Consider the following 11460-nt stretch of genomic DNA (forward strand, 5'->3'; position numbering starts at 1 on the left):
GAACATGAGTCAGAGCAGCCAGCTGATCGAGACGGCACAGCGCACCATCCGCATGGAACTAGAGGCCGTCGAGCAACTCACGACACGGGTTGATGCGCAGTTCGTCAAGGCATGCGAGCTCATTCTCCAGTGTAAAGGCCGCGTCGTCGTGGTCGGCATGGGCAAGTCGGGACATATCGGCAACAAGATTGCCGCCACGCTCGCCAGCACCGGCACCGCCGCATTCTTCGTTCATCCGGCCGAAGCCAGTCATGGCGACATGGGCATGATCACCCGTGATGATGTCGTGCTGGCGCTTTCCAACTCGGGCACCACCAGCGAAATCGTGACGCTGCTGCCATTGATCAAGCGCCTCGGCATCACCCTGATCAGCATGACCGGCAACCCCGAGTCGGTGCTGGCCAAGGCGGCATCAGTCAACCTCGACGCGAGCGTTGCCATCGAGGCATGCCCACTGAACCTTGCGCCCACTTCGTCGACCACGGTCAGTCTGGTACTTGGAGACGCGCTGGCGATTGCCCTACTCGAAGCCCGCGGCTTCACCGCGGAGGATTTCGCCTTTTCGCATCCGGGCGGTGCACTGGGCAGGCGTCTGCTATTGAAAGTCGAACATGTCATGCATTCCGGTGATCGCCTGCCGCTGGTCAACCGCGGCACAACGCTGCGCGATGCACTGCTGGAAATGACCCAGAAAGGACTGGGCATGACAGCGGTGCTGGAAGCAGACGGCCGCCTGGCCGGAATCTTCACCGACGGCGATCTGCGCCGCACACTGGACAAAGGTATCGATGTGCGTCAGGCCAGTATCGACCAGGTCATGACGATTCACGGCAAGACGGCCCATGCCGACATGCTGGCCGCCGAAGCACTGAAGATCATGGAAGACAACAAGATCAACGCGCTGGTAGTGGTCGATGAGAGCGACCGACCGGTCGGCGCGCTGAACATGCACGATCTGCTGCGTGCGGGAGTGATGTAAGTGAACGATCTACTGCGACGCGCCCGCGATATTCGCCTGGCCATTTTCGACGTCGATGGCGTGCTCACGGACGGCAAGTTGTACTTTTTAGTCGACGGTAGCGAATTCAAGACGTTCAACACCCTTGATGGTCACGGGATCAAGATGCTGATCAATTCGGGTGTGCGTACCGCTATCATCAGCGGCCGCAAGACGCCGGTCGTCGAGCGCCGAGCGCAGAACCTCGGTATCCAGCACCTGTATCAGGGCCGCGAAGACAAACTGGTGGTCCTCGATGAGTTACTCACCGAGCTCGGACTCGACTACGCTGAGGTCGCCTACCTGGGCGACGATCTGCCCGATCTGCCGGTAATCCGCCGTGTCGGCCTGGGCATGGCGGTGGCCAGCGCCGATGCCTTCGTCCGCCAGCATGCGCACGGGGTCACCGCCGCCCGCGGTGGCGAGGGCGCGGCACGAGAGTTCTGCGAACTGATCATGCGCGCCCAGGGCAGTCTCGATGCAGCCCAGGCCGCCTACCTCTAGAGGTTTCAATGCTGAGCAGAATCCGTCTTCCTGTCATCCTGTTGCTGATCGCCCTGCTGCTGATCGCAGTCGGCTACTGGAACATCCGCCCCGAGAGCTTCATGCAGGAAGCTCCCGTGAGCCAGGGCGGCGAAACGCCGATCGATTTCTATGTCGTCAACTCTCGGACCATTCAGTATCAGCCAGACGGCAAGCGCAATTACGAGCTGTCCGCCGAGAAGGTGGAGCACATCAAGGCCAGTGACGTCAGCCTGCTGACTCGCCCCGACCTTCATTCCTACAGGGGCTCCGATCTGCCGTGGCATGTGACCAGTGAGCGCGGTGAAGTCGGCCCACAGGGCGAGGAAGTCGAGTTGATCGACAACGTCAGGGTCGAGCGGAACGACGCCAAGGGACGCCCTACGATTATCACTTCCAGTCGAATGACGGTGTTTCCCGAGAAGGATTACGCCGAGACCCGCCAACCCGTTAGAATCGTCGCCGCAAACGGCGTAACGACCGCGACGGGTATGAAAGCGTACCTGAACGAAGGCAGGATGCTCCTGCTATCCAATGTAAGAGGCCAGCATGAGCTGCGTTAAGACCCTTCCTTTCCTGCTCGGTGTGAGCATTTTCCTGCTCGGCGCGAACGCCCATGCGCTCCCCGAGGACCGCAATCAGCCGATCCGCGTGCAGGCCGATACAGCGGAACTGGACGATCGACAGGGCGTTGCCGTGTATCGCGGCGACGTGGTCATCACCCAAGGCACCATGAAGATCACTGGCAATACGGTAACCATCACTCAGAACAAGAACGGTGATGTCGAGGTCTTCACCTCCATCGGCAAGCCCGCGTACTACGAGCAGAAGCCGGCAGCGGACAAGGAAATCGTCAAGGCGTATGGCCTGACCATCCAGTATTTCGCCGCCAACGAACGCATCGTGCTGATCGACCAGGCGAAAGTCGTGCAGGAAGGCAATACCTTCGAAGGCGAGAAAATCGTCTATGACACACAGCGGCAGATCGTCAATGCCGGCCGCGCCACCGATACCGATGTCACTACGCCGCGCCCTCGCGTGGACATGGTCATTCAGCCGCGCAAGAAGGACCAACAGGCCGCGGAGCAGACCGAGTAATGGCGATTCTCAAGGCCCAGCATCTGGCGAAAAGCTACAAAAGCCGACAGGTCGTGCGCGATGTAAGCCTGTCCATCGAAAGCGGGCAGATCGTCGGCCTGCTCGGACCGAACGGCGCCGGCAAGACCACCTGTTTCTACATGATCGTTGGCCTTGTCAAGGCCGACCAGGGACGAGTGCTGATCGACGACCAGGATGTGACCTACCTGCCTATGCATGGCCGTGCCCGGGCCGGCATCGGCTATCTGCCGCAGGAAGCCTCGATCTTTCGCAAGCTGTCGGTGACCGACAACATCATGGCGATCCTGGAAACCCGCAAGGATCTGGATCGCAGCGGTCGCCAACAGGCTCTGGAAGGGCTGCTGCAGGAATTCCACATCCACCACATCCGCGACAGCCTGGGTATGAGCCTGTCCGGCGGTGAGCGGCGCCGCGTCGAGATCGCTCGAGCATTGGCTACCGCACCCAAATTCATCCTCCTGGACGAACCTTTCGCCGGCGTCGATCCGATTTCGGTCGGGGACATCAAGCAGATCATCCACCATCTCAAAGCGAAGGGCATCGGCGTGCTCATCACCGACCACAACGTGCGCGAGACGTTGGACATCTGCGAAACCGCCTACATTGTCAACGACGGCCAACTGATTGCCGAGGGCAACGCGGAAACGATCCTGGCCAATCAGTTGGTCAAGGAAGTCTACCTCGGACACGAATTCCGACTCTGATGCCAATTTTTCCATCGAGGCGAACATCTAGGGCTAGGCAAAGGCTTCGTTAGCAGGCATATAATTTGCTTACATTGGCGCCCGCGGCGTCAGCGAAATCGGAACAGGCGCGGTTGCGCCGGCAAACAAGGTTCGAAGTCCTCTGCCATGAAACCATCGCTAGTCCTGAAGATGGGCCAGCAGCTGACGATGACACCGCAGCTGCAACAAGCCATACGACTGCTCCAATTGTCCACGCTCGATCTCCAGCAGGAGATTCAGGAAGCACTGGACTCGAATCCCATGCTCGAGCGTGAAGAGGACGGAGACGACTTCGACAACTCCGATCCGATGGCCGAGTCCATCGAAAAGAAGCCGGAAAGCACTTCGAGCGAACAGAGCGAGCCGGATAACCATTACGAAGAGCCCATCAACACGGTGGAGAACCTCGAGGAAGGCGACTGGGGCGATCGCATCCCTGAAGAGCTTCCGGTAGACACCGCCTGGGAAGATATCTATCAGACCAGCGCCAGCAGCCTTCCCAGCAGTGATGACGACGAATGGGATTTCACCACCCGCACCTCCTCCGGAGAGAGCCTGCAAAGCCATCTGCTTTGGCAACTCAATCTCGCCCCGATGAGCGACACCGATCGCCTCATTGCAGCCACCCTGATCGACTGCATTAACCCCCAGGGCTATCTCGACGAAACCCTCGAGGAAGTCCTTGAGTCTTTCGATCCTGAACTCGAAATCGAGCTCGACGAAATCGAAGTGGTACTACGCCGCATCCAGCAATTCGAACCTGCCGGGATCGGTGCGCGTGATTTGCGCGAATGCCTGCTACTGCAACTGCGCCAACTCCCCGAGCGGACCCCTTGGCTGGGCGAGGCGATGCGGCTGGTGAGTGACCATCTGGACACCCTCGGTGGACGCGACTACAGCCTGCTGATGCGCCGAATGAAGCTCAAGGAAGACGAACTGCGTCAGGTCATCGACCTCATTCAAACACTCAATCCACGGCCCGGCTCGCAGATCGAAGCAGGCGAGCCCGAGTATGTCGTGCCCGACGTGATCGTGCGCAAGCACAATGGCCGCTGGCTGGTCGAACTGAACCAAGAGGCGATGCCGCGCCTGCGGGTAAATCCGCAGTATGCCGGCTTCGTCAAGCGTGCCGACTCCAGCGCCGACAACACTTTCATGCGCAACCAGCTGCAGGAAGCGCGCTGGTTCATCAAGAGCCTCCTCAGTCGCAACGAGACGCTGATGAAGGTCGCCACGCAGATCGTCGAGCATCAGCGTGGCTTCTTCGAGCATGGCGATGAAGCCATGAAGCCGCTGGTATTGCATGACATCGCCGAGGCGGTAGGCATGCATGAGTCGACGATCTCGCGGGTCACGACCCAGAAATATATGCACACGCCTCGCGGCATCTACGAGCTGAAATATTTCTTCTCCAGTCACGTCAGTACGGCCGAAGGTGGCGAGTGCTCTTCTACCGCCATACGCGCGATCCTCAAAAAGCTGGTCGCCGCGGAAAACCCGAAAAAGCCATTGAGCGACAGCAAGATCGCTGGTTTACTGGAAGCACAGGGTATTCAAGTTGCACGCCGCACCGTCGCCAAGTACCGCGAATCACTCGGTATTGCGCCGTCCAGCGAGCGTAAGCGGTTGATGTAAATGCCAGGCGACCTGGTCGATTTCTTCCGGTGGCGGGTGCTCAGCTCGCCAATTCGCACGTGGCAAAAAGGAGATGCAGTATGCAAGTCAACATCACTGGCCTTCACCTGGAAATCACAGAAGCCCTGCGTGACTACGTCGAGGAAAAATTCGACAGACTGGAACGGCACTTCGACCGCATCATTGCCGTCCAGGTGATTCTCCAAGTCGAAAAGCTCAAGCAGAAGGCCGAAGCCACGCTGCACGTAGCCGGGCGCGAAGTCGTCGCCAACGCCGAACACGCAGATATGTACGCCGCCATAGACCTGCTTGCCGACAAGCTCGACCGGCAGCTTATCAAGCACAAAGAAAAACAGCTCGACCATAACCAGGGCGTCCTAGCTCGCTGACCCATCATGATCCGAATCGAAAACATTCTGACCCCCGGTCGTTCCTTGGTGAACGTACCGGGCGGCAGCAAGAAACGCGTCCTGGAACAGATCGCCAAGGTGCTCGGCCAAGACCTTCCAGACCTGGACTCCCAAGCCATCTTCGAGAGCTTCATCGCCCGCGAAAAACTTGGCTCCACCGGCTTCGGCAACGGAATTGCCATCCCCCATTGCCGCATGCCCGGCTGTACATCACCGCTCAGCGCGGTGCTGCGGCTCGATGCGCCAGTGGACTTCGATGCCATCGACGGCGCGCCGGTCGATCTGCTATTCGTGCTGTTGGTGCCGGAAGCGGCGACCGACGAACACCTCGAACTGCTTCGTCAGATCGCCAGCATGCTGGACCGCGAGGACGTTCGTGAACGTTTACGCCAGGCCCCAACGGGACAGCATCTGTATCAGGCTATCGTCGATATTCAGAGCGGTCGCTAGCGCAACGGCATTGCCTACGCTGAGTGAGGAAAGAGACGTGCCTTCTATCTGCCCACACCCAACCCGCCTGCGCTACGTACTGCAAGGCGTTCGAGCCCCCGCTCTGCCGGACCTCTTGCTGCGATGCGCCTGATCATCGTTAGTGGTCGGTCCGGGTCGGGCAAAAGCACGGCGCTCGACGTGCTCGAGGATAACGGCTTCTACTGCATCGACAACCTTCCCGCGGGCCTGCTGCCGGAGTTGGCGGAACGTGCATTGCTGCATACGGAGCTGCTGCAGCCGCAGGTCGCGGTATCTATCGACGCGCGTAATCTGCCGAGCCAGCTGAAGCGCTTTCCGGAACTACTCGAAGATGTCCGCGCCCGCTATATCCAGTGCGACGTGCTGTATCTCGATGCGGCGGACGAGACGCTGCTCAAGCGCTTCTCGGAAACGCGACGGCGACATCCACTGACCAATCAGAATCGCTCCCTGGCCGAAGCCATTCTTGACGAAGAGCTGCTACTGGCGCCCATCATCGACCACGCCGATCTGAAGATCGACACAACGCACCTGAACCTCTATCAGCTACGTGACACGCTGAAACTGCGCCTGCTGAACAAACCTGAGCCGGGCACGGCGTTTCTCTTCGAGTCTTTTGGTTTCAAACGAGGCATGCCAGTGGACGCCGACCTGGTGTTCGACGTGCGCTGCCTGCCCAATCCTTACTGGAAAGCCGACCTGCGTGAATTTTCCGGACTGGATCAGCCCGTTGTCGATTACCTCGCGACACAAGCGGACGTCGAAGAGATGTTCCAGGACATTCTGGCCTACCTGAGTAAATGGCTTCCGCGTTTCGCCGCCAGCAACCGCGCCTATGTCACGGTCGCCATCGGTTGCACCGGTGGGCATCACCGCTCGGTCTATCTCGCTGAGCGGCTCGGTCAGGCGCTACGCGAACCACTGAAGAACGTCCAGGTCCGCCACCGCGATCTGGCTTAGGAATACACATGCCCTCGTGCGAGATCACCATCATCAACAAGCTGGGGCTGCACGCCCGCGCGGCGGCCAAGTTCGTCGGTGTTGCCAACCAGTTCCCCTGTGACATCCGAGTCGGACGCTGTCCGGCCAGCCTCATCGACGGCAAGAGCATCATGGCCGTGATGATGCTCGCCGCCAGCAAAGGCACCATCCTGCACCTGCACGCCGAAGGTGAGCGGGAGCAGGAGGCACTCGAGGCGTTGATCGCGCTGATCGAAAACTATTTCGAAGAAGGCGAATAAAGCCACGTCAAGAAACGCGTTGCCGTTCTAGCTAGCTGCCCGCCACTTTCATCCGTTCGATCAGCACCGAGCCGGTGTGAATGCTACTGCGCGTCTCGACGTCACAGCCCACCGCGACGATCTGACGGAACATATCGCGCAGGTTGCCGGCGATGGTGACTTCCTGGACCGGAAACTGGATCTCGCCGTTCTCCACCCAAAAACCTCCGGCGCCGCGTGAGTAGTCGCCGGTCACCAGATTCAAGCCCTGCCCCATCAGTTCGGTGACCAGCAAACCACGCCCCATACGACGGATCAGTGCAGTCTGATCTTCATCGCCATGGGTAACGAAAAGGTTGTGTACACCGCCCGCGTTGGCGGTGCTGGGCATGCCCAATTTGCGTCCGGAGTAGGTTCCCAACACATAGGAAAGCAGCCTGCCCTTCTCGACGAATGGCTTGGCATAGGTCGCCAGACCATCACCGTCATAGGACGAACTGGCCAGACCACGGAGCAAATGCGGGCGCTCGTCGAGACTCAACCACTCGGGAAACAGCGTCTGCCCCAACGCATCTTCCAGATAGGAGGACTTGCGATAGAGGTTGCCACCCGAAATCGCGGCGAGGAAGTGCCCGAACAGCCCCGTCGCCAGTTCCGAGGAGAACAGCACCGGGACGTCACAGGTTGGTACGGGACGAGCGCCCAAACGGCGGACGGCGCGTTCGGCGGCACGCCGGCCAATCGACTCGGCGGACGCCAGGTCACCCGCGACACGACTGACGTCGTAGTGGTAGTCACGCTGCATCTGCCCATCGGCTTCGGCGATCATCACACTGCTGAGGCTGTGACGAGTGCTGCAGTAGGTACCGATAAAACCGTTGCTGTTGCCATAGCCGCGGCAGCCCAGATGGGTGCTAAGGCTGGTGCCGTCAGCATTTAGAATGCGTTTGTCGGTGTCGAACGCAGCTGCCTCGCAGCTAAGCGCCAGTTCGACGGCCTGGTCCGGGGAAATGTCCCACGGATGATAGAGATCGAGATCAGGCACGTCCTTGGCCATCAGCGTCGGATCGGCAAGCCCGGCGAACTCGTCTTCCGAGGCATGCTTGGCGATCGCCAGCGCGGCTGCCACGGTTTCGCGAATCGCTTCATCGCCGCTACCGGTGGTACTTGCCGAGCCTTTGCGCTGACCAACGTACAGCGTGATGCCGAAACCCTGATCCCGATTGAACTCGACCGTCTCCACTTCTCGCTGACGAACCGTGGTCGACAGGCCCTGCTCCATCGAGACGGACACCTCGCAGGCGCTGGCACCCTGCCGGCTGGCCTCCTCTATGATCCGCGCGACCTTTTCACGCAATCCGGGCAACGCATGCGGGCCGATCCCCTCAATCTCGCTCATAAACACTCCAACAACTGATTCGATCCAATCGCAACCACCGCGCTCGGCTGAGCTCCACGGCAAGGCTGCTGTTATCATGGCGGCATTCCCTACTGGACCAACCCCATGTCTGATATTTCCGATCTCGACGGTTTCGAGGAAAAAAGCAAAACCCAGGTCAAGCGTGAACTGCATGCCCTGCAGGAGCTGGGTGAACGCCTCACGACCCTCAAGCCCGACGTCCTGGACCGCCTACCGCTCACCGATGCCCTGCGCAAGGCCCTGGGCGATGCGCCGAAGCACACCGCGCACATCGCACGCAAACGCCACCTGCAGTACATCGGCAAACTGATGCGTGATCAGGATGTCGACGCCATCCTGGCCCTGGTTGACCAGCTCGACGCCTCCACTCGGCAATACAACGAACGCTTCCATGCGCTGGAACGCTGGCGTGACCGCCTCATTGCCGGTAACGACGAAACCCTCGAAGCCTTCATTACCGAGTATCCCGAGACCGACCGCCAGCATCTACGTGGCCTGATCCGTCACGCTCAGCACGAAGCGGCACGAAACAAGCCGCCTGCAGCCAGCCGCAAGATCTTCAAGTACATCCGCGGGCTGGACGAGACCCTGCGCGGCTTGCGCTAGGTACTGGCACATCGTTATGACCCGACGCTGCGTCAAGCCCCTGTACCACCAACCGTGATGCCATCGATCTTCAGGGTCGGCTGACCCACACCGACCGGTACCGACTGGCCGTCTTTGCCACAAGTGCCAACGCCGCTATCCAGCGCCAGGTCGGTACCGACCATCGAGACCTTGTTCATTACCTCCGGTCCATTGCCGATCAAGGTGGCGCCCTTCACCGGCGCGGTAATCTTGCCATCCTCGATCAAGTAAGCCTCGCTGGTCGAGAACACGAACTTGCCGCTGGTGATGTCCACCTGCCCGCCGCCGAGGCTCGCACAGTAGATGCCCTTTTTCACCGAGCGAATGATTTCCTCCGGATCGCTCTCGCCGGCCAGCATGTAGGTGTTGGTCATCCGCGGCATCGGCAGGTGAGCATAGGACTCGCGTCGGCCGTTGCCGGTAGGTGCGACGCCCATCAAGCGCGCGTTGAGCTTGTCCTGAATGTAACCCTTGAGTATGCCGTTCTCGATCAGCGTGGTGCACTGAGTAGGCGTGCCCTCGTCGTCTACGCTGAGCGACCCGCGGCGGTTGGCCAGCGTGCCGTCGTCAACGATGGTGCACAGTTTGGACGCCACCTGCTGACCGATCCGACCGCTGTAGGCCGAACTGCCCTTGCGATTGAAGTCACCTTCCAGGCCATGACCTACCGCCTCATGCAGCAATACCCCGGACCAGCCTGGCCCGAGCACCACCGGCAGCGTGCCGGCCGGTGCCGCCACGGCCTCAAGGTTGACCAGCGCCTGTCGCAGCGCCTCGCGCGCATAGCCCATCGCCCGGTCTTCGCTGAGGAAGTAATCGTATCCGGTACGCCCGCCGCCACCCTGGCCGCCACGCTCACGACGGCCGTTCTGCTCGACGATGACGCTGACGTTGAAGCGCACCAGCGGGCGAATATCCGCCGCCATGCCGCCGTCAAGGCCGGCCACTAGAATGTGCTCCCATACGCCCGCCAGGCTGACCGTGACCTGCTTGATACGCGGATCCAGGGCCCGCGTCGCGACGTCGATCCGCTTGAGCAGCTCGACTTTCTCTGCTCGACCGAGCCCGTCCAGCGGGTTGTCTCGGCCATACAGCGGCGCGAAGTCGGCCTTCGACAGCACCTGCACACGGCCTTGCTGGCCGCCGCGGGCAATCGAGCGCGCGGCCTCGGCGGCCTGGCGCAGCGCATCAGCGGTGATCGCGTTGCTGTAGGCGAAACCGGTCTTTTCACCGGACAGCGCGCGCACGCCCACACCTTGCTCCAGGTGGAAGCCGCCTTCCTTGACGATGCCGTCTTCCAGCACCCAGGACTCGGTCACCTGGTCCTGGAAATACAGATCCGCGGCATCGATGCCGGGGCCGGCCAACTCGCCGAGCAAACCCGGCAGGTCATCGAGTTCCAACCCACCCGGTGTCAGCAGGCGCTCGGTGACAGGTAACAACAGTTCACTCATATCTACTCCAAGGTGCCCGAGACAATGCGGGGCGCAGTGAATCGGCGATGGTCCAGCACGGGCATGCGCTGACGCGTCGCAGCCTGATCGGCCGCATCTCGGTCGGCTACCAGTGCCGCTTCGCCCGTCGGTTGCTCGCCCAACACACGCCCCCAGTAATCCACGATAGACGAATGACCATGGGTCAACCGTCCGCCAGGGTGTTCGCCCCCCTGTGCTGCGGCCAGCATATAGCATTGCGTCTCGATGGCCCGCGTGCGTATCAACATCTCCCAATGCGCCTGGCCGGTGACGGTGGTAAAAGCCGACGGGACGCTGATCAACTCGGCGCCGGCCAACCGCAGGGCCGCATACAGCTCGGCGAAACGCAGGTCATAGCAGACCGTCATGCCCAGTCGTCCCACCGGCGTATCGACGACCACCATCCGCTCGCCCGCCGCGTAGTCGTCCGACTCCCGATAACGGCCACGCGCGTCACTGATCTGGGCGTCGAACAAATGCAGTTTGTCGTACCGCGCAATCCGCTCGCCTTGGTCATCGACCAGCAACGAACAGGCTCTGACCTTCGCCTGCGGCTGATCATCCGGCGGCAACGGCAGCGTGCCGGCGACTATCCATAACCTGAGGTCGCGGGCCGTCTGTTTCAACCATGGCAGGATCGGTCCGGTGCCCTCGGCTTCGGCTCGGCCCACCGCCGGCAGGTCGGTCCGCCCCATGGCGGCGAAGTTTTCCGGCAGGACCGCGAGCCGCGCACCGCCCTCGGCGGCCTGTTCCAACAGCCGCCTGGCATTGGCGAGATTGGCCTGAATGTCGGCCTGACTGACCATCTGAATGACGGCGAGGCTCATGCTTGACTACCC

Annotated in this window: 14 protein-coding genes; 11 read left to right on the forward strand and 3 right to left on the reverse strand. The window is 60.9% G+C overall.

What is annotated here, in order from left to right; all coding sequences use genetic code 11:
- Window positions 1-4: 4 nt before the first annotated feature.
- From UF78_RS17545 to UF78_RS17590, 10 genes are all read left to right on the forward strand, one after another.
- Window positions 5-979 carry a KpsF/GutQ family sugar-phosphate isomerase gene (locus tag UF78_RS17545; protein ID WP_045163641.1) on the forward strand — a complete coding sequence of 325 codons (975 nt, stop codon included), beginning with the start codon at window positions 5-7 and terminating at the stop codon, window positions 977-979.
- Window positions 980-1501 carry a KdsC family phosphatase gene (locus UF78_RS17550; RefSeq protein ID WP_045163506.1) on the forward strand — a complete coding sequence of 174 codons (522 nt, stop codon included), beginning with the start codon at window positions 980-982 and terminating at the stop codon, window positions 1499-1501. It begins immediately after the preceding gene.
- Window positions 1502-1509: 8 nt separating this feature from the next.
- Window positions 1510-2082, forward strand: coding sequence for an LPS export ABC transporter periplasmic protein LptC (gene lptC, locus UF78_RS17555; RefSeq protein WP_045163507.1), 573 nt, complete (start codon window positions 1510-1512; stop codon window positions 2080-2082).
- Window positions 2069-2617 carry a lipopolysaccharide transport periplasmic protein LptA gene (gene lptA, locus UF78_RS17560; protein WP_045163508.1) on the forward strand — a complete coding sequence of 183 codons (549 nt, stop codon included), beginning with the start codon at window positions 2069-2071 and terminating at the stop codon, window positions 2615-2617. Before lptC ends, lptA begins: the two co-directional genes overlap by 14 nt.
- On the forward strand, window positions 2617-3342 hold the full coding sequence (gene lptB, locus UF78_RS17565; RefSeq protein ID WP_045163509.1) for an LPS export ABC transporter ATP-binding protein: 726 nt from the start codon (window positions 2617-2619) through the stop codon (window positions 3340-3342). The genes lptA and lptB overlap by 1 nt, the downstream gene beginning before the upstream one ends.
- 147 nt (window positions 3343-3489) lie before the next feature.
- Window positions 3490-4998, forward strand: a complete 1509-nt coding sequence (locus UF78_RS17570) for an RNA polymerase factor sigma-54 (protein ID WP_045163510.1) — start codon at window positions 3490-3492, stop codon at window positions 4996-4998.
- An 80-nt stretch (window positions 4999-5078) separates the two neighbouring features.
- The gene (gene hpf / locus UF78_RS17575; RefSeq protein WP_045163511.1) at window positions 5079-5387 is read left to right on the forward strand and encodes a ribosome hibernation-promoting factor, HPF/YfiA family; all 309 of its coding nucleotides are present in this window, start codon (window positions 5079-5081) and stop codon (window positions 5385-5387) included.
- A 6-nt stretch (window positions 5388-5393) separates the two neighbouring features.
- Entirely contained in the window at window positions 5394-5858 is a 465-nt protein-coding gene (gene ptsN / locus UF78_RS17580; protein ID WP_045163512.1) for a PTS IIA-like nitrogen regulatory protein PtsN, read from the forward strand.
- A gap of 123 nt (window positions 5859-5981) precedes the next feature.
- On the forward strand, window positions 5982-6839 hold the full coding sequence (gene rapZ / locus UF78_RS17585; RefSeq protein WP_045163513.1) for an RNase adapter RapZ: 858 nt from the start codon (window positions 5982-5984) through the stop codon (window positions 6837-6839).
- Window positions 6840-6847: 8 nt separating this feature from the next.
- Window positions 6848-7120, forward strand: a complete 273-nt coding sequence (locus tag UF78_RS17590; protein ID WP_045163514.1) for an HPr family phosphocarrier protein — start codon at window positions 6848-6850, stop codon at window positions 7118-7120.
- Between the two features lie 31 nt (window positions 7121-7151).
- Here UF78_RS17590 and pmbA read toward each other — a convergent pair whose 3' ends face one another.
- Window positions 7152-8498 carry a metalloprotease PmbA gene (gene pmbA / locus UF78_RS17595; protein WP_045163515.1) on the reverse strand — a complete coding sequence of 449 codons (1347 nt, stop codon included), beginning with the start codon at window positions 8496-8498 and terminating at the stop codon, window positions 7152-7154.
- A 105-nt stretch (window positions 8499-8603) separates the two neighbouring features.
- On the opposite strand from pmbA, the gene yjgA reads away from it, so the two are divergent.
- Window positions 8604-9125, forward strand: a complete 522-nt coding sequence (gene yjgA, locus UF78_RS17600) for a ribosome biogenesis factor YjgA (RefSeq protein WP_045163516.1) — start codon at window positions 8604-8606, stop codon at window positions 9123-9125.
- Between the two features lie 32 nt (window positions 9126-9157).
- On the opposite strand, the gene tldD is transcribed toward yjgA, so the two are convergent.
- Complete coding sequence (tldD, locus tag UF78_RS17605; protein ID WP_045163517.1) at window positions 9158-10600, reverse strand: metalloprotease TldD; 1443 nt, start codon at window positions 10598-10600, stop codon at window positions 9158-9160.
- Window positions 10601-10602: 2 nt separating this feature from the next.
- Complete coding sequence (locus UF78_RS17610; RefSeq protein ID WP_045163518.1) at window positions 10603-11448, reverse strand: carbon-nitrogen hydrolase family protein; 846 nt, start codon at window positions 11446-11448, stop codon at window positions 10603-10605.
- Between the last annotated feature and the right edge of the window lie 12 nt (window positions 11449-11460).

It is taken from the genome of Stutzerimonas stutzeri (assembly GCF_000952685.1).
In the GTDB taxonomy this organism is placed as follows: Bacteria; Pseudomonadota; Gammaproteobacteria; order Pseudomonadales; family Pseudomonadaceae; genus Stutzerimonas; species Stutzerimonas stutzeri_E.

Bases quoted from the DNA above. Each gene is read 5' to 3' on its own strand.
- ptsN (WP_045163512.1), top strand. From the start codon at position 5,394: ATGATCCGAATCGAAAACATTCTGACCCCCGGTCGTTCCTTGGTGAAC.
- UF78_RS17570 (WP_045163510.1), top strand. From the start codon at position 3,490: ATGAAACCATCGCTAGTCCTGAAGATGGGCCAGCAGCTGACGATGACA.
- hpf (WP_045163511.1), top strand. From the start codon at position 5,079: ATGCAAGTCAACATCACTGGCCTTCACCTGGAAATCACAGAAGCCCTG.
- yjgA (WP_045163516.1), top strand. From the start codon at position 8,604: ATGTCTGATATTTCCGATCTCGACGGTTTCGAGGAAAAAAGCAAAACC.
- lptC (WP_045163507.1), top strand. From the start codon at position 1,510: ATGCTGAGCAGAATCCGTCTTCCTGTCATCCTGTTGCTGATCGCCCTG.
- UF78_RS17590 (WP_045163514.1), top strand. From the start codon at position 6,848: ATGCCCTCGTGCGAGATCACCATCATCAACAAGCTGGGGCTGCACGCC.
- UF78_RS17610 (WP_045163518.1), bottom strand. From the start codon at position 11,448: ATGAGCCTCGCCGTCATTCAGATGGTCAGTCAGGCCGACATTCAGGCC.
- rapZ (WP_045163513.1), top strand. From the start codon at position 5,982: ATGCGCCTGATCATCGTTAGTGGTCGGTCCGGGTCGGGCAAAAGCACG.
- lptB (WP_045163509.1), top strand. From the start codon at position 2,617: ATGGCGATTCTCAAGGCCCAGCATCTGGCGAAAAGCTACAAAAGCCGA.
- tldD (WP_045163517.1), bottom strand. From the start codon at position 10,600: ATGAGTGAACTGTTGTTACCTGTCACCGAGCGCCTGCTGACACCGGGT.
- lptA (WP_045163508.1), top strand. From the start codon at position 2,069: ATGAGCTGCGTTAAGACCCTTCCTTTCCTGCTCGGTGTGAGCATTTTC.
- UF78_RS17545 (WP_045163641.1), top strand. From the start codon at position 5: ATGAGTCAGAGCAGCCAGCTGATCGAGACGGCACAGCGCACCATCCGC.
- pmbA (WP_045163515.1), bottom strand. From the start codon at position 8,498: ATGAGCGAGATTGAGGGGATCGGCCCGCATGCGTTGCCCGGATTGCGT.